Consider the following 17,093-nt stretch of genomic DNA (forward strand, 5'->3'; position numbering starts at 1 on the left):
AGCCTGGCGGTATGAGTGATGTGAGCGGGATCCTCGGTCAGCTGGCCGCCCTGCCGGACGCCGAACTGGTGTCGGTGCTGCGTGCCGCCGTCGCGGGCAGGCCGGGACTCGGCGCGGTCGCGGCCGCGCTCGCCCAGGTCGAGGCGGGTCATGCCGAGACCGGGCCGCCTGTGACTCTCGACACGGACGTCATCGACGCCGATGTGGTGCCCGTCGCATCGGAGCAGGTCGGAGGCACGTTCCCGGTACCGCCGGTACCGCATGGCGCGCCGGGGACCGCCGCACCCACCGCGACCGGCGGCTATTCGGCGTCCGGAGTGCCGACATTCGACGCGGTTCGCGATAAGGTCGAGCAGCGTTTCGGCACCGCGCAGGGCATGGGTGAGCTCGACCGGCAGACCCCGGCGGGGCGCAGTGCCGACGAACAGTGGGAGGCGCGGGAGAAGGCCGCGCGCGAGCGTCTGGCACAGATCCGGAAATCGATGCAGGGCAACGATTCCGGCGCCGACGAGACGTAGCCGTCCGGCCTCCCGTCCGAGCAACGACCGTGATGGGTGGACCCAGATGACACAGGCGCGCCAGATCGCCGACCGACTGCTCGACGCGCAGGTGGACTTCCTGCTCGCCGAGGTGACCGGCGACCGGTTCGCCGAGGTGATCGCCCGCGACGTGGCTGCCGTGCTGAGCGTGGGCGAGACCATCGTCTTCGGTGACGTCGTCAGCCTGGAACAGGGCGAGCAGACCGTGGCGACGGTGTTCGACCGCATCGGCGGCAGCCCCGTCATCGCCGACACCGTCGGTGTCTTCGCCGACGCCATCTACGACCACATCGCCGCCAACACCGAGTACACCCTCGGTGACGTCGTCGACCGCGAGCCTGTGGAAGCGCTGCTGGAGAAGATCTTCGGCATGCACCAGGCCCAGGAGCGGATCCTGGACCGGCTCACCGAGAGCCCGCTCGTGGCCACCGTCGCCGCCCGCTTCGTCGACAAGCTGATCGGCGACTTCATGCAGGCCAATCGTGAACGCGCCGAGAAGATCCCGGGGGTGTCGTCGCTGATGTCGCTGGGCCAGTCCGCCGCCAACCGCGCCAAGAAGGTCGCCGACAGCACCTTCGTCGGTGACCTGGCGGGCAAGGGCGCGCTGTTCGCGCTCAAGCGCACCAACAACGCCATCCGCGACATGCTGCGCGACGCGCCGGTGCACTCGGCCGCCATGGAGTTCTGGGACCTGCACGCCGACGAGCCCGTGGCCGGGTTGCGCGAGTACCTCACCCAGAAGGACCTCAACGAGCTGGTCCAGATCTGCTACGAGATCGCGGTGACGACCAGGGAGAAGGAATACTTCGGCATGCTCGTGCGCGAATGCGTCGAGGTGTTCTACGAGCGCTACCGCGGCCACACGCTCACCGCCATGCTGCCCGAACTGGGGCTGAGCGCCGAGGACATCAGCACCGAGATCCTGCGCTACGGTCCCGCGGTCATCGAGTCGGCCAAGCGCAACGGCGTGCTCGCCGGGCTGATCCGCGAGCGCCTCGAACCGTTCTTCTACTCCGAGCAGGTGCTGGGGATTCTCGGCGGGGAGTGACGCGCGGCCGCTGTGAGGTTTCGGATACAGAAGGCGCCGTTCGTTTCCGGCGTGTTGAGATCAGTGCACGAAACCCGCACCGGGCCCGCCCCGGATTGACCGCCGCGGTGGGCGCGGGCAAGTTGACACCTGACTGTCGCCGAGCCGCTGGATGACCACCCGCGGTGTCTTCCGAGGAGCAGGTGGGTGCGTTCTCTTTCCCGACGGTGGGCCGCGGGCGGGCTGATCCGGCCGCGCACCATCGCCGGCCAGCTGGGCCGGATCCTGGCGGTGTCGCTGGTGCTGGTGCTCGTGCTGCTCGGGCTCACGATGGCCACCCAGGTGACGGCGTATCGGCGCAGCGGCGAGACCGTCGACGCGGTGGCCTTGGCGCTGCTGGCCCAGGATCTGGTGCACCAGGCGCAGCGGGAACGCGGCCTGAGCAACGGCCTGCTCGGCGGCGACGATCGGCTCGCGCAGCCGGTGCTCGATCAGCGCGCCGGCACCGATGCGGCGCTGCGGATTCTGGCCGACGCCGTCGCGACGAGACCGCCGGGCGCCACCGCGCTGGGCGCGGCGCTGAGTCAGCTCGCGGGGTTGCCGGGGCTGCGCGCCCGGATCGACACCCGCACGATCACGCGGCAGGCGGCGTTCCAGTTCTATTCCGACGGCATCGACGCGGTGAACCGGGCGGCGCTCGGCCTCGACCAGGCCCGCGACCCCGCGATCCGGCACGGCCTGCAGGCGCTCTACGCGCTGGGCGACGCCAAGGAGTTCACCGCACGCGAACGCGGGTTCCTCAACGGGGTGTTCGCGGCGGGCGCGTTCGCCGAGGGGGAGTATCTGCAGTTCCTCGACATCCGGGCCGCCCGCGCCGCCGCGTTCGCCCAGTTCGACCGGGACGCCACCGCCGCGCAGCGCGACCGCGTCGACGCGGTGCGCACCGGCGCGAGCGCCGCGCTGGCGGCCAGGGCGGAGAACATCGCGATCGCCTCGATGGCCGGGCCGCTCACCCACCCGGTCGACCCGGCGACCTGGTGGTCGCAGATGACCGAGGTGATCGACGAGCAGCGCACCGTGCAGCAGGCCATCGGCGCCGACATCCGCGCCCGCGCCGACGAACTGCGCCGCACCGCTCTGCTCACGCTCGCCGCCTACGCCCTGGCCGCGCTGCTCGCCGTCGCCGCCGAGGTGGTCCTGGTGATCGCCAGTGTCCGGGCGATCGTGCGCCCGCTGGCCGGGCTGGCAGGCGAAGCCGACGACGTCGCCTCCCGCCGCCTGCCCACGGCGATCGCCGCCTGGCGCGACGCCGACACCGCCCCGCCCGCCCCGGCGCCCGTGCGCACCCCGCCCGGCGCGGGCGTCGAGATCGACGCGGTCGCCCGCGCCCTGGACCGGGTGCAGACCACCGCCTTCGATCTGGCCTCCGAGCAGGCGCTGGTGCGGCGCAACACCACCGAGTCGCTGGCCAACCTGGCCCGCCGCAACCAGAACCTGGTCCGCAGGCAGCTCGGCCTGATCAGCGAGTTCGAGCGCGAGGAGATGGATCCGAAGGCGCTGTCGAATCTGTTCGAGCTCGACCATCTCGCCACCCGCATGCGCCGCAATGCCGAGAGCCTGCTCGTGCTCGTCGGCGAGGCGAGTCCGCGGCGCTGGGCCGAGCCGATCGCGCTCACCGATGTGATCCGGGCCGGGCTCTCGGAGGTCGACGACTACCGGCGGGTGGCGCTGCGCCGTGTCGACGAGATCGCGGTCGCAGGCGCGGTGGTGAGCGAGCTCGCCCACGCGCTGGCCGAACTCATCGAGAACGGGCTCGCGTTCTCCCCGCCCGACCTGGAGGTGGAGATCTACGGCCGCAAGGTCGCGGGCGGGTACCTGCTCGCCGTCGTCGACCACGGGGTCGGCATGGGCGCCGAGCAGCTCGCCGAGGCCAACGCGCGGCTGCGCGGCGAGCAGGACTTCATCGTCGCCTCGACCCGCTACCTCGGGCACTACGTCGTCGGCCGCCTGGCCGGGCGCCTCGGCATCGACGTGGAACTCACCACGTCCCCGGTCAGCGGCATCGTCGCCCGGATGCTGCTGCCACCGAGCCTGATCGCCGACGAGAACGCCTCGCGCCCAGCGCGATCCGGCGACGACCCGGGTGCCCTCGAGGCGGGGGCGACAGCGCCTGCCGGGGTGAGCGAGTCCATCGAGCGACCTGCGCTGCCCGCCGCGGCGCGGGACGATCTTCCCGGAGCCGCCGCTGATGATCGATACGCTCCGGCGATCGCGGCGAGCGTTGTGACCGGAGATGCCAGTGCGGAGAGCGGTGGTGCCGCCGGGAGCGCCGGTGCCGCCGGGGCGACAGCGGTGACGGGGCTTTCCCTCGACATCACCGGCGGTGGTGCGCAAGCAGCGGCAGTGCGCCGCGTTCCAGGGGATCTGGGCGCCGCACCCGCGGGTCGATCCGGCGTTGATCAACGATCCCGCGCACAGGCCCATCCACCGTCGGCTCGGACCTCCGACGGTGGAACCGGGGCGGACACCTCGCGCATGCCCGGCGTCGGCGCGCCGGGCGCGGTGGCTTCGCGGCGGGCGGATTCGGCCCCGCCGTCTCGTACGAACGGGGCAGCGACGCCTTCTGATGCGAACGGTCTCGCCGGCCCCGGGCCGACGGCTACCGGCGCACGGACGCTGCGCTCCGGCCCGGCTTCCGCCGCCGCACAGGACGACTCGCCGTATGCGCAGTTCGTCAATGGCGCGGCGCATTCCCGCCGGGAGCCGAAGGTGCGAGAGTCGGCCGATCCGGGGGACGGCATCGTCCGGCACGTGGGCCCGCGCGCGGCGCCCATCGTCGAGCGCACCCGCAACGGGCTGGTGAAGCGGGGCAAACGCGCCAAGGCGCCGGAAGCCCCGCAGCGGGGTGCCGTGTCCGATCCGCACCGCCCGCCCGCCGTGGAACGCACCCCCGACCAGACCCGCGGCATGTTGACCGCGTTCCGTACCGGCCACGACCGCGCGGGCGAGGCCCGTGGCGAGCACCGGCCCCGAACCGAGGAGCTTCGATGACCACCCACCTTCCGACCGCCGACCCGCACACCTTCAACTGGCTGCTCGGCAACTTCGTCCGCGAGACCGACGGGGCGCGCGACACCGTCGCCGTATCCTCCGACGGGCTGCTCATCGCCATGTCCGACGGGCTCGATCGCGCGGGCGCCGACCGGCTGGCCGCGATGGTGTCGGGACTGGCCAGCCTGGCCCGGAGTGCTTCGCGCAGTTACGAATTCGACGGCCTGAAACTGATCATGATCGAGATGCGCCGCGGTTTCCTGCTGGTCTCGGCCCTGGGCGACGGCAGCTGCCTCGGTGTCATCGCCGACGGCGGCTGTGATGTCGGCCTGGTCGGCTACGAGATGGCGGTCCTGGCCGAGCGGGCAGGCGCGTTGCTCGACCCGATGCTCATCGGCGAACTGCGGGAGTCGTTGCGCAGATGAGAGATCCCGAACGCCCCCGGGTGCCCGATCCGCGCATGATCCCGGTCCGCGCGACCATCGGCTGGCGTGACCAGGCCCCGCCGATCCCGGCGCGTTCCGCCGACCCCGAGACGGACGACCGTTTCGTGCGCCCGTTCGTGGTCACCGCGGGCCGCACCGTCCCCGTGCTGGACGGCCTGCGGCTGGAAACCCTGGTGCAGGCGCCGCCGTCGGCGCTGTCGGCACCGTTGCGCTTCGAGGAGCACACCGTGGTGCGCCTGTGTCAGCGACCGCACTCCATCGCCGAAATCGGTGCCGCCCTGCGGATTCCGGTCGGCATCGCGAAGGTGATCGTCAGTGACCTGGCCGCAGCGGGCCGGGTGATCGTGCGCGACGCGCCGGATCTGTCGACCGCCACCATCGAGAGGATCAGGGATCTTGTTCGGGCACTCTGAATTTCGTCCGCCCACGCCGGCCATGCCGTCGTCGGTGAAGGTCGTCGTCAGCGGCGGCTTCGGCGTCGGGAAGACCACCTTCATCGGCGCGATCTCCGAGATCGAACCCTTGGTCACCGAGGCGTCGATGACCGAGATGTCGCTCGGCGTCGACGACGCGGGCCACCGCGCCGACAAGACGGCGACCACGGTGGCGCTGGACTTCGGGCGCATCACCCTGGACTCCGAGCTGGTGCTCTACCTGTTCGGCACGCCGGGCCAGGACCGCTTCGTGTTCCTGTGGGACGACCTGGTCGACGGCGCGCTCGGCGCCGTCGTCATCGTCGACACCGACCGCGTCGAGGACTGCTATCCGGTCCTGGACTACTTCGAGGACCACGACACCCCGTTCGTGGTGGTGGTCAACCGCTTCGACGGCGCCACCCACTTCGACCTGGCCGAGGTCCGCGAAGCCCTCGGCCTCGACGACTGGATCCCGATCCTGGACTGCGACGCCCGCGCCCGCGACTCCGTCCGCGACACCCTGGTGGCCCTGCTCGAACAGGTCCTCCTGCACCGAGCCAGGCCCCGTCACCGTGAGGTGAGCTGAGCGGTCCTGCGTCAGTCCCGGCGCAGTGTCAGCCCCCAGTGCGCGAGCTGGAAGTCCGCCTCGGTGACGGTGACCGCCGTGTCGGTGAACCGGTTGCCGCCCAGGGCGTTCCGCACGAAGTCGCGGACGGCGGCGGGCTGGGAGTCCAGCTCGGCGAGGGTTTGTGGCGGTACCTCGACGGTGCCGTCGAACGCGCGCGGCTGGGCGGTGATGCCGGGCCGCTGGGGGATCTGACGCAGTCCGTCGACGGTGTGCAGCACGAGATCGAGCCCGCTGCCGTCGGCGAAGTCGATGCGCAGCGGGGTGGGGGACACGGCGAGGTCGAAGGACCGGATCCGGGCCGTCCAGCCGTGGTCCGACGCGCCACGGTAGTCGTACGGCGCGACCGGGCCGAGGGTGTCCGCGGAGCGATCGACCGGCGAATTCTCCAGTGGCGCACCGGTCAGCGGCTGATCGGTGGCGACGAACGACCACGCCGGGTCGGTGAGCATCTTGCGCCAGTAGCCGGTGCGGCCGCCCGCGCGGCCCTCCACGCGCAGTTCCCTGGCGTCCGAGCCGGGCGCGGTCCGGTGGATGGAGAGCCGGTCGGTGATCTCGCCGGGCACCTTGGGCTGCGCGACCCAGTCCGGGGCGGGCAGCTGGATCGCGGCGTAGCGGCTGTCGACCCGTTCGGACAGCATGTCCGGGGCCTCGGGCAGCCCACGCTGATCGGCGTAGGAGTAGCGGAAGAAGACCTTGTCCGCGCCGGAGATGTCGAAATCGTAGAGGCGCGTGTAGAAGTCGCCGTAGCGATTGACGATGAGCGAGGTCGACGCGCTCGTCGACAGGGCGACGGCCCGGAATCGCCCGCCGAACGGAGTGCCCATCTCGTAGCTGTGGTCCACCGGCAGCCACGGATCGACGTACTGGATCCGCTGCCCGCCGTGGGTGAGCGCGAAGACGTGCGAGACCTTCGCCCCGCCGACGGGATGCTCATTGCCCGCGGTGTCGGTCCAGACGTGATCCTCGTTGGGCGAGAGGACCGACCACGACCAGGTCAGTGTGCCGGGCGGGAGGGTGTTGCCGGGGCCGGTCCACAGCGGGGTGCCGTACCGGCTGCTCCAGTTCCAGTCCTTCGGCGCGCTGAGCGCGTGGTCCATCGTGAGGAAACGGCCGTCGCGGTCGATCATCATCACTTCGTCGTCGTCGGCCGAAACTCCCGCGATGGTGCCCGCGAGACAGCTCGGCAGGGCCACCTCGCGCCAGCCACCCACGGCCGCGGCCTCTTTCACGTAGACCCGACCGTCACGGGTGGCGAAGGTCCATCGCCGGTTGAACGACTCGGTGGTGGTGCGCAAGTGCACCTGCTCGGGCAGGTCGACCGTCGCCGGAGCGAACGCCGCGAGCCCGGTGGTGGACTCGTCGACGGTCACTTCGGGTGTGCCGACCGTCCCGACCGGCAGGCATCCCGGATCCGCGACGGCGACACCGGGACCCGACATTCCGGCGAACACCAGCCCGGCGGCCACGATCAGCGCACCACGCCGGACGGCGGACCCGCGCCTCACAGCCACCCCGCCGCGCCGAAAGCGACGAGGGCGACGGCGTCGATGCCGAAGATCGCGCCGACGGCCAGTGCCTTGCCGCGTACGGTCGGCAGGTCGTGCACCAGGAAGCAGGCCGCGAAGAACGGGACGTACCCGATGAGCCAGATCAGGAACGGGAACCCCGGCTGCCACCACGACCAGTCCCAGGTGAGCACGCCCGCCTTGTTCAGCAATACCTCGACGCCCACCGCCGCCGCCGAGTTCACCGCGATCAGCACCGGCCGGTTCGGTACCCCGAAGATCCGGGTCTGCTTGGGCGGCAACATCTTCGCCGCCGCGATGCCCATGATCGCGAACATGAAGCAGATCTCGATGTTCAGCCCGATCAGGATCTGATACGCCGTGGGCCCGGTGGCCGCCCACACCGGCGCCCGCTCGGTGACATGGAAGACCAGCGCGTTCCAGATCTCGTTGAACCAGTCCATGCCCCACAGCGCCAGCCCGGCGAAGAACACATTCCAGTTCCGCCGCTCCACCTCGACCGCGTAGACGTAGATGACGAGCAGGAGCAGCGGAACGACGTACCACTTGAACTGACTCGCGTCGCGAAGTATCTCCAGCGCGGCGCGCGCGTTGTCGGTCACCGGGTGGCCTCCTGCTCATCTCACCGAATCGCGCGAGTATGTAACAGATCACCACTGAACGTCAATGTGTATCGCTGGCTTCGGGGGTCTCACTTCCCGGTGAGCGACTGGGTCAACTTCGTGCCGCCGGTGGCCCAGGCGACGCACTGGACGGTGGTGGATTTGCGGTAGGAGGCCTTGTCGGCCGGGGCGTAGGACATCAGCTCGACGACCGCGTTCGCCGTGCTCGCCTCGATGATCGGGGTCGCGTACGTGACACAGAGGGTCTTGCCCGCGTCGCGGGCGGCGGTCTCGTTCTTCCATTCCGTGAGGTGGCCGACGTAGACGACCTCGCCGTCGTGCGGCTTGTCGCAGGATCGTGTCGGCAGCGAGTACACGGTGCCCGCGGAGGACGGCTTGTCGACGCATCGGCCCGCCCTGAGGTCGTCCATCTCGCTGCGGCCGTGCGGGTCGGTGACGCCGCGGTACACCACGGCGCCGAATGCCGAGGCTCCGAGTAGTCCGGCGCCGATCACCGCCGCGATGATCAGTCCCTTGTTGCGCTTCGGCGGTCGGGGCAGATAGCCCGGCCGGCTCGGTGCCTGGTACTGCGGCGGATACCCCGGAACGGGTCCCTGGTAGTGCGGCTGCCGTGGGGCCGAACCCGGATGTGGCGGTTGCCCGCCCATCGGGTACGGCCTCGGCGCGTGCGGATGTGCTGGTCCCCCTGGATGATTCACCTGATCACCCTATCGGGGCCGTCCGACGGCCCGACAGGGTGCGTCAGCGGCTGCCCAGAGGGACGCCGAACAGGGTGGCGAACTTGGCGGCGAGGGTGTCGCCGAGGAAGGCGAGGGCGCCCGGGGTGGCGGCCATGGTGCCCGCGTCGGAGGTGGTGCAGCCCCGCGGGGCGGGGACGCCGTCGAGGCGGTCGCGCAGCCACAGCAGGGCCGCGGGGCCGCCCACGACCTCGGCGACGATGTGCTCACTGGCGTGGTCGCGGGTGTAGGTGAGCGAGGTGTCCGGATCGCGGCAGTAGGTGTCGACGAGGGTGTCGGTGGCGGCCAGGGGAAGGATCTCGTCCCACGCGGAATGCCAGACGAACAGCGGCATGTCGGGCACGGACTTGCCCATGCGGGTGTCGTCGAGCATGGCCGCGACCGGCGGATCGTCGAGCGGATTGCCGTCGGAGCCGATCATGCCGGTGAGATTGAGGAACGGCAGCAGCGCGGACTGGTACTGCACGCACAGCGGCGACTTGATCGCCGTCAGCCCCTTGCCCAGCGGGTCGAGCCGCTGATCGAGGTAGGCGGCGAAATCGGGGTATTCGCGGGTGAGCCCGAGGACGGCGGCGAAGACCAGGCCGGAGGTGAGCTGATTGTTCGCCATGCTGAGCGCCGCGCCCAGATCGGCACCGACACCGCCCTCGGCGGCGCCGACGATGTTCAGTTCGGGCGCGTAGCTCGCGTGCAGTTCGGCGGCGTGGCCGGTCGCGATCGATCCGCCGGAGTACCCGTAGAGTCCCACCGGGCCGCCCGGCCCGACCTCGAGCGGTGCGAATCCGGTCGCGGCCCGAATGCCGTCCAGGGTGATCCGCCCGGCCAGCGGTCCGGCCGCGTAGGCCGAGTTCGGGCCCTGATGGTCGGGCACGACCACGGCCCAGCCCTGCGCCAAGGCCGCCTGCGCGAACAGGAATTCGGCGGGCACCACGATCTGCCCCGCCACCGGGGCGACCGAAAGATGTTGCAGCGCATAGGACGGTGCGCAGTAACTCGCGGTCGAGTCCTCGGCCAGCTGCACCGAGAGCAGCTTGCGCGGGGAGACCGCCTGGCCGCGCGGCTTGATCAGCGTGGCGACGGCGGGGATCGCCTCGTCGCGGCTGTTGTTGGAGCGGTAGGACACCTGCCAGGCGTCGACGTCGACCGGGAGCAGCCCGAAATCGGCGATCCGCACCTGCCTGGCGGCGATGATCGCGCCGGGTTCGGTCGCCGCGACGACATCGGCGGGCGGCAGGTAGAAGCCGGGGTCGAGCTCGGGCGGCAGCGGAATCACCGGTGCGGGCGCCATCGCGGTCGGTTCGGCCGCGACCGGGCCGGCCGCCACCACGGTGGCCGCCGCGAGCACGGCTGTGGCCAGGGCGAACCAGCGCGGAATCAGGGGAGATCTCATCGTGCACAGTCCTCACATCAATTGAGACGCCTTCGTCTCAATGACGGCTACTATGGCACGGGTGTGGCGTGGATCGCAATCAGCGCGGGGGAGTGACCGATGTCAGCGCGTTGAGCAGGGTGGTGAAGACCTCGATCAGCTCCTCGACGGGTGGCCGCGGGTCGTCGTGGCTCCACTGGTGGACCGCGCCGTTCACCGCGCCGATGAAGGCCGCCATCGCCACGCGCCAGCCGCCCGGTGGGGTGCGGGTGTCCGGGCGCCCGCTCGCGATGGCCGCGACGACCTCGCCCCACTGGTCCCTGACCCTGGCCCGGTGCTCCTCCACGGCCGGGCCCACGCCGACGATCTCCACGAAAGCGACCTTGGCGCATCGGATGTCGTCGGTGATCGCCGTCGTGTACGCCCGCACCGCCGCGTCGATGAGCTCGCTCACCTCGGTGGTGCCGGCCGCCGCCAGCGCGGCGACGACGGCCTGCCTGGCGTTGCCCTGCACCGTGTCGTACACCGCGACCAGCAGTTCCTCGCGCCCGGCGAACTGCTCGTAGAACTGCCGCCGCGACAACCCCGCCGCCGCGCACACATCCGACAGCGAACTGTTGGCGTAGGACTTGTCCGCGAACACTGTCAACCCGGCCTCGATGAACAGCGCCCGCCGCTCGACCTGCCGTTCGGCGACCGAGGTACCGCTGTAGTTGTGTCGAGTCCGCGCCGATTTCACTCCCCCGAGCCTACTGACCACCGCGACGGCGGGGCCGTGCGCCCGGCACCCCGCCTACCCTGGCCGCATGGGCGAACAGAAGCGGCGGATGCTCGCGGGGGAGTTGTACCGGGACAGCGATCCGGAGCTGGTGGCCGAGCGGTCGCGGGCACAGCGGTTGTGTGACGAGTTCAACCGGACCGGGGCGGAGGAGACCGCGCGGCGGACCGAGGTGCTCGGCGAGCTGCTGGGCGCGCTGGGGGAGGGGTCCTGGATCATGCCGCGATTCCAGTGCGACTACGGCTATCTCATCGAGATCGGCGCGAACAGCTTCCTCAACTACGACGCGATCCTGCTCGACTGCGCGCCGATCGTGATCGGTGACGACTGCTCGATCGGGCCGCGCTGCCAGCTGCTCACCGCGTTGCACCCGCTCGACGATCACGAGAAGCGCAGGCAGCGTTGGGAATCCGCGGCGCCGATCCGGATCGGGAACAACGTCTGGTTCGGCGGTGGCGTCATCGTGTGCCCCGGAGTCACCATCGGCGACGACGTGGTGGTTGGCGCGGGCAGCGTGGTCACCCGTGACCTGCCCGACCGGGTGTTCGCCGCGGGCAACCCGGCGCGGGTGATCCGGGAACTGTAGCCACGACCGGGGCGCGTCGCCGGGTCGCGTTCGGCGGCGCGCGGCCATACTGTTCTTCCATGGGCGAATCGCGAACGGTGCAGGAGCAGGAAGCGACCCGGCCGCTGCGGGAGGACATCCGGTTCCTCGGCGGCATCCTGGGAGACACCATCCGCGACCACGAGGGCCCCGAGGTCTTCGACCTGATCGAGCGGGTACGCACCGAGGCGTTCCGGGTGCGCCGCGAGGAGGTCGAGCGCAGCGCCGTCGCCGACATGCTCGACGGCACCCCCACCGAGGTCGCGATCCCGCTGATCCGCGCCTTCAGCTACTTCGTGCTGCTCGCCAACCTGGCCGAGGACATCCAGCGCGACCGCCGCCGTGCCGCGCACGTCGCCGCAGGGGAGCCGCCACAGGACTCCTCGCTGGCCGCCACCTACGCCAAGCTCGACGCCGCCGCGCTCGACGGCGCGACGGTGGCCGAACAGCTCACCGACGCGCTGGTCTCGCCGGTGATCACCGCGCACCCCACCGAGACCCGCCGGCGCACCGTCTTCGACGTGCAGGCCAAGATCACCGAGCTGATGCGGCTGCGGCGCAGGCTCGAACCGGGCGATCCGGGCCTGGCCGACACCGAACTGCGCATCCGCCGCGAGGTGCTCACCCTGTGGCGGACCGCGCTGATCCGGCTGGCGCGCTTGCGCATCCAGGACGAGATCTCGGTGGGCCTCCGCTACTACGACCTGACCCTCTACGACGTCATCCCGGCGATCAACGCCCAGGTGCGCGCGGCGCTGCGGGCGCGCTGGCCCGAGGTGGAACTGCTGCCGCGGCCGATTCTGCGCCCCGGTTCGTGGATCGGCGGCGATCGCGACGGCAACCCCTTCGTCACCGCCGAGGTCGTGCACACCGCCGCCGAGCAGGCCGCCGCCTACGCGTTCGGCCGGTACCTGGACGAGCTGGTGGAGCTGGAGAAGTCGCTGTCGCAGTCGGCGCGGCTGGTGCGGGTGAGTCCCGAGGTCGCCGCGCTGGCGGCGGCGGGCTACGCGGATCCGGCGGTCTTCGCCGACGAACCGTATCGGCGTGCGCTGCACGCGATCCGGGCCCGGCTCAGCGCCACCGCCGCCCGCGCCCTCGACGAGCTGCCCGAACACGGTCTCGCCACCGACGCCGCGCCCTACGCCACCCCGCAGGACGTCCTCGACGACCTGGACGCGATCGACGCCTCGTTGCGCGCGAGCGGCGACGCCCTGCTCGCCGACGACCGCCTGGCCGATCTGCGCCACGCCGTGGAGACCTTCGGTTTCCATCTGCAGGGCCTGGACCTGCGGCAGAACTCCGAGGTGCACGAGCAGGTCGTCGCCGAACTGCTGGCCTGGTCGGGCGCGCACGCCGATTACGCGAGCCTGTCCGAGACCGAGCGGGTCGAGCTGCTGGCGAACGAATTGCGCACCCGCCGACCGCTGCTGGGCCCGAACGCGCGGCTCGGCGAGCTGGCCACCAAGGAACTGGGCGTGCTGCGCGCCGCCAAACAGGTGATCGACACCTTCGGCGCCGCCGCGGTCCCGAACTACATCATCAGCATGTGCACCTCGGTCAGCGACATGCTCGAGGCCGCGCTGCTGCTGAAGGAGGCGGGCATCCTCGACCCCGGTTCGCTCGCCGACGGCCCGCGCAGCCCCGTCGGCATCGTGCCGTTGTTCGAGACGATCGAGGACCTCAGCGCGGGCGCCGACACCCTGGCCGCGGTGCTCGAGGTGCCGGTGTACCGCGAGCTGGTCGCGGCGGCGGGCATGCGCCAGGAGGTGATGCTCGGCTACTCCGACTCCAACAAGGACGGCGGCTACCTCGCCGCGAACTGGGCGCTGTACCGGGCGGAACTCGATCTGGTCGAGGTGGCGCGCAAGTCGGGAATCCGGTTGCGGCTGTTCCACGGGCGCGGCGGCACCGTCGGCCGCGGCGGCGGTCGCAGTTACGACGCCATCCTGGCCCAGCCCGCCGGCGCCGTGCGCGGCTCGCTGCGGCTCACCGAACAGGGCGAGGTGATCGCCGCGAAGTACTCCGAACAGGGTGCGGCGCACCGCAATCTGGAGTCGCTGATCGCGGGCACCCTGGAATCGACCCTGCTGGATGTGGAGGGCCTCGGCGAGGACGCCGAACCGGCCTACGCGCTGCTCGACGAGCTGGCCGCCCGCGCTCGCGCCGCCTATGCGCGCCTGGTGCACGAGACGCCCGGCTTCGTCGAATACTTCCGGCAGTCCACACCGGTCGCCGAGGTCGGCGACCTGAACATCGGCAGCCGTCCCGCCTCGCGCAAACCCACCAACTCGGTCGCGGATCTGCGCGCGATCCCGTGGGTGATGGCCTGGAGCCAGGCGCGGGTCATGCTGCCCGGCTGGTACGGCACCGGGACGGCGCTCGAGGAGTGGGTGGGCGGGGACGCGGGCCGCCTGGCCCGGCTGACCGACCTGTACCGGCGCTGGCCGTTCTTCCGCACGGTGCTGTCGAATCTCGCGCAGGTGATGGCCAAGAGCGACCTCGACATCGCCGCCCGCTACGCGGACCTGGTCACCGACGAGGCGCTGCGCGCCCAGATCTTCGGCATGATCCGCGACGAACACGCCCGCACCGTCCGCATGTACGAGGCGGTCACCGGCCACGCGGAACTGCTCAGCGACAATCCGTCGCTGGCGGAATCGATCCACAACAGGTTCCCGTACCTGGAACCGCTCAATCAGCTCCAGGTGGACCTGCTGCGCAGGCTGCGCGGCGGTGACGATTCCGAACTGGTGAAGCGGGGCATCCTGCTCACCATGAACGGCCTGGCCACCGCGCTGCGCAACTCGGGTTAGCTAGAGGCAGACGCTGATCGTGATCGGGCCCACCGGGATCCCGGTGCAGATGGACACCGAGCCGACGACGGGTGCTGCCGTGGCGGCCGAGGCGGTACCGGCGCCGACGGCGGTGACGGACAGGGCGAGGGCGGCGACGGCGAGCGGCCGGGCGGTCTTGGCGAACATAGGCTGATCCTCGGGTAGAACGGGTCGAACGGCCCCCGGGGTGAGGGCCGCCCCATCACAACACGGGTCGGCGGCCGTTGTCCTCGACATCGCGGAATGGCTCAGTCCGTGACGACCGCGATCGCGTCGATCTCCACCAGCATCTCCTCGCGGGGCAGGCCCGTGAAGACCGTGGTGCGCGACGGCAGGACGCCGTTCGTGGTGTGCGCGGTGACGAATTCACCATACGCCTCGTTCATGATCGCGAAGTCCTCCCTTCGGGTGAGGTAGACCCGCAGCATCACCACGTCGTCGAAGGTGGCGCCGGACGCCTCGACGATCGCGCGCACGTTCTCCAGCGTGCGGGTCGTCTGGGCGGCGACATCGCCGGGATACAGGTACTCGTTGGTCTTCGGGTCGACCGGGCCCTGGCCCGAGACCTGCACGAACGGACCCTTGCGCACGCCCTGGGAGAAGGTGTGGGCGGGCGCGGGGGCGTCGGCGGTGCGCACGGCGATCTTGTCGGACATGGGGTTCAGCCTTTCCTCGGGGTGGGGTCTCGGCGGGGCGTCCAGCCGAGTTCGGTGGAGATGGCGTCGGCGGTCGCCCGCACCTGGGGCAGCAGCGCCAGCACCTGATCGTGGTCGAGCAGCACGTCGGGCACCGAGACCGACACGGCGGCCACCACGGCCCCGATGCCGTCGCGCACGGGCACGCCGACGCAGTTGACGAAGCTCTCGTGTTCCTCGTGGTCCTCGGCGAATCCCTGCGCCGCGACGCGGTCCAGCTCCGCCAGGTACTGCTCCGGCGTGCGCAGGGTCTTGGTCGTGAACGGGTGATAGTCCAGGCGCGCGGCCACCGCGGGCCATTCCGCGCGCGGCAACGCGGCGACGAGGACCTTGCCGACCGCGGTGCAGTGCAACGGCGCGGGGCGGCCGATCCGGGAATACATCCGCACCGACTGCTCGGCATCGACCTTGTCGATGTAGACCGCGTCGCCGGATTCGTAGGCGGCCAGGTGCACCGTCTGCCCGGTGGCGGCGCCGAGCGCGCTCAGATGCGGGCGGGCGACGGTGCGGACATCGCGATTCTCCAGTGCGCGACTGGCCAGTTCGAACATCCGGGTGCCCAGCGAATACCGGTGCGCGGCGTCGCGGACGACGAACCGGTCGGCCTGCATGGTCTGGAGCAGTCGCAGCACCGTCGATTTGTGCACGCCCAATCGCGCCGCCAGTTCGTCGAGGGACTGCGAATCCTCGCCGAGGGCGATGAGAATGGACAGGGCGCGCGACACGCTTTGACTCATGGCCCGATGGTCCCATCCAGTGCGTCGGGGTAGCGCAGCCCGGCCCATTCCCGGTCGGTCAGGGCGGCGAGCCGCCGGATCTCCTGCGCCGGAGGAAGTTTCGCGGCATCGCCGGTGGCGGTGAGCGCGGCGGCGGCGCAGAGGTGGCCGTAGCGCAGCCGGGTGCGCGGGTCGGCGCCGTGCAGCAGGGCGGCGAGATAGCCGCCGGCGAACGCGTCGCCCGCGCCGATCCGCTCGGTGATCTCGAGCCCCAGCGCGGGGACCTCGACGGCGGTGTCACCGTCGAAGGCAAGCACGGTGTGCTTGTCGTTCTTGATGATCAGCTGGGCCGGTTCGGGGAACAGCGCCCGCAGCGCGGCGGGGTCGCCGGTGCCGAAGATCTCGGCCGCCTCGTCGGCGCCGAGCAGGGCCACGTCCGCGCCGCGGACATGGGCGGCGAGTTCGTCGGCGGCCGCGGTGAGGCGCGAACCCCACAGTGCCGGACGGTAATTGAGATCGAAGCTGACGAGGCGACCGCGCCGGGGCAGGGCGATCAGGGTGCGGGTGAGTTCGTTCGCCGAGGCCGACAGTGCCGGGGTGATCCCGGTGAAGTGCACCAGATCGGCGCGATCGAGCAGCCCGGCCGCGATCCGCGGCGCCAGATCGGCGGGGGAGAGCGCGCTGCCCGCCGACCCGGCCCGGTAGTAGTGCATGCGGCTGGTGTGGGCGGGCAGGTCGTGGGGTGCGCCCGAGCCGCTGCCGCGCTCCTTGACGTAGAGCCCGGTCGGGCGCTCCGGATCGACGGTGACGGCGCCGACGTCGACGCCGTCGGCGGCGAGCTGGGCCACCAGGTACCGGCCGAAGCCGTCGTCGCCGACGCGCGAGAGCCACGCGGCCGAGACCCCGAGCTGGGCGAGCACCATGGCCACGTTCGCCTCGGCCCCGCCGGCCCCGCGGTCGAACACCGCGGACTGTTCCAGGGGGCCGGAACGGGCGACCAGCACGGCGAGCCCCTCGCCGACGGTGACCGCCCGCGGCGCCGTCGCTGTTGCCTGTGTCACCTTTTCCGCCCTTTCGTGCTTGCCATCACTGCCCTCGAGATGC

The 17,093-nt window shown here is 71.2% G+C and carries 17 protein-coding genes; 8 read left to right on the top strand and 9 right to left on the bottom strand.

The features are described 5' to 3' along the window. The first annotated feature begins 11 nt into the window (after positions 1 to 11). The 6 genes from AB0H56_RS26555 (at position 12) to AB0H56_RS26580 (ending at position 6,065) form a co-directional block, all read left to right on the top strand. Positions 12 to 518 carry a hypothetical protein gene (locus tag AB0H56_RS26555; protein WP_357168147.1) on the top strand — a complete coding sequence of 169 codons (507 nt, stop codon included), beginning with the start codon at positions 12 to 14 and terminating at the stop codon, positions 516 to 518. Positions 519 to 564: 46 nt separating this feature from the next. Next, entirely contained in the window at positions 565 to 1,587 is a 1,023-nt protein-coding gene (locus AB0H56_RS26560; protein WP_357168149.1) for a hypothetical protein, read from the top strand. A 186-nt stretch (positions 1,588 to 1,773) separates the two neighbouring features. Further along, on the top strand, positions 1,774 to 4,617 hold the full coding sequence (locus AB0H56_RS26565) for a nitrate- and nitrite sensing domain-containing protein (RefSeq protein ID WP_357168151.1): 2,844 nt from the start codon (positions 1,774 to 1,776) through the stop codon (positions 4,615 to 4,617). Continuing rightward, the gene (locus AB0H56_RS26570) at positions 4,614 to 5,042 is read left to right on the top strand and encodes a roadblock/LC7 domain-containing protein (protein ID WP_357168153.1); all 429 of its coding nucleotides are present in this window, start codon (positions 4,614 to 4,616) and stop codon (positions 5,040 to 5,042) included. Before AB0H56_RS26565 ends, AB0H56_RS26570 begins: the two co-directional genes overlap by 4 nt. Continuing rightward, positions 5,039 to 5,476 carry a DUF742 domain-containing protein gene (locus AB0H56_RS26575; RefSeq protein WP_357168155.1) on the top strand — a complete coding sequence of 146 codons (438 nt, stop codon included), beginning with the start codon at positions 5,039 to 5,041 and terminating at the stop codon, positions 5,474 to 5,476. The genes AB0H56_RS26570 and AB0H56_RS26575 overlap by 4 nt, the downstream gene beginning before the upstream one ends. Before the next feature lie 22 nt (positions 5,477 to 5,498). Then, positions 5,499 to 6,065 carry an ATP/GTP-binding protein gene (locus AB0H56_RS26580; protein WP_357168303.1) on the top strand — a complete coding sequence of 189 codons (567 nt, stop codon included), beginning with the start codon at positions 5,499 to 5,501 and terminating at the stop codon, positions 6,063 to 6,065. A gap of 11 nt (positions 6,066 to 6,076) precedes the next feature. Here the strand turns inward: AB0H56_RS26580 and AB0H56_RS26585 are convergent, their stop codons facing one another. The 5 genes from AB0H56_RS26585 to AB0H56_RS26605 form a co-directional block, all read right to left on the bottom strand. Beyond that, positions 6,077 to 7,612: a hypothetical protein gene (locus AB0H56_RS26585; RefSeq protein ID WP_357168157.1), complete on the bottom strand. Its 1,536-nt coding sequence runs from the start codon at positions 7,610 to 7,612 to the stop codon at positions 6,077 to 6,079. Next, entirely contained in the window at positions 7,609 to 8,235 is a 627-nt protein-coding gene (locus AB0H56_RS26590) for a hypothetical protein (protein ID WP_357168159.1), read from the bottom strand. The genes AB0H56_RS26585 and AB0H56_RS26590 overlap by 4 nt, the downstream gene beginning before the upstream one ends. Before the next feature lie 89 nt (positions 8,236 to 8,324). Continuing rightward, positions 8,325 to 8,903, bottom strand: a complete 579-nt coding sequence (locus AB0H56_RS26595; protein ID WP_357168161.1) for a hypothetical protein — start codon at positions 8,901 to 8,903, stop codon at positions 8,325 to 8,327. 94 nt (positions 8,904 to 8,997) lie between these two features. Beyond that, positions 8,998 to 10,281 carry a lipase family protein gene (locus tag AB0H56_RS26600; protein ID WP_357168305.1) on the bottom strand — a complete coding sequence of 428 codons (1,284 nt, stop codon included), beginning with the start codon at positions 10,279 to 10,281 and terminating at the stop codon, positions 8,998 to 9,000. A gap of 181 nt (positions 10,282 to 10,462) precedes the next feature. Next, complete coding sequence (locus AB0H56_RS26605; RefSeq protein WP_357168163.1) at positions 10,463 to 11,101, bottom strand: TetR/AcrR family transcriptional regulator; 639 nt, start codon at positions 11,099 to 11,101, stop codon at positions 10,463 to 10,465. 67 nt (positions 11,102 to 11,168) lie between these two features. Between AB0H56_RS26605 and AB0H56_RS26610 the strand changes: the two genes are divergently transcribed. Together AB0H56_RS26610 and ppc are read left to right on the top strand one after the other, a co-directional pair. Next, entirely contained in the window at positions 11,169 to 11,726 is a 558-nt protein-coding gene (locus AB0H56_RS26610) for a sugar O-acetyltransferase (RefSeq protein WP_357168164.1), read from the top strand. A gap of 59 nt (positions 11,727 to 11,785) precedes the next feature. Then, on the top strand, positions 11,786 to 14,557 hold the full coding sequence (ppc, locus tag AB0H56_RS26615; RefSeq protein WP_357168166.1) for a phosphoenolpyruvate carboxylase: 2,772 nt from the start codon (positions 11,786 to 11,788) through the stop codon (positions 14,555 to 14,557). Here the strand turns inward: ppc and AB0H56_RS26620 are convergent, their stop codons facing one another. The 4 genes from AB0H56_RS26620 to AB0H56_RS26635 form a co-directional block, all read right to left on the bottom strand. Beyond that, positions 14,558 to 14,725, bottom strand: coding sequence for a hypothetical protein (locus AB0H56_RS26620; RefSeq protein WP_167456415.1), 168 nt, complete (start codon positions 14,723 to 14,725; stop codon positions 14,558 to 14,560). A gap of 101 nt (positions 14,726 to 14,826) precedes the next feature. Continuing rightward, entirely contained in the window at positions 14,827 to 15,234 is a 408-nt protein-coding gene (locus AB0H56_RS26625; RefSeq protein ID WP_357168168.1) for a RidA family protein, read from the bottom strand. 5 nt (positions 15,235 to 15,239) lie between these two features. Then, positions 15,240 to 16,010: an IclR family transcriptional regulator gene (locus AB0H56_RS26630; RefSeq protein WP_357168170.1), complete on the bottom strand. Its 771-nt coding sequence runs from the start codon at positions 16,008 to 16,010 to the stop codon at positions 15,240 to 15,242. Beyond that, complete coding sequence (locus AB0H56_RS26635; RefSeq protein WP_357168172.1) at positions 16,007 to 17,050, bottom strand: sugar kinase; 1,044 nt, start codon at positions 17,048 to 17,050, stop codon at positions 16,007 to 16,009. Before AB0H56_RS26635 ends, AB0H56_RS26630 begins: the two co-directional genes overlap by 4 nt. Positions 17,051 to 17,093: the final 43 nt, after the last annotated feature.

Source organism: Nocardia sp. NPDC050717 (genome assembly GCF_040654275.1).
Lineage (GTDB): Bacteria > Actinomycetota > Actinomycetes > Mycobacteriales > Mycobacteriaceae > Nocardia.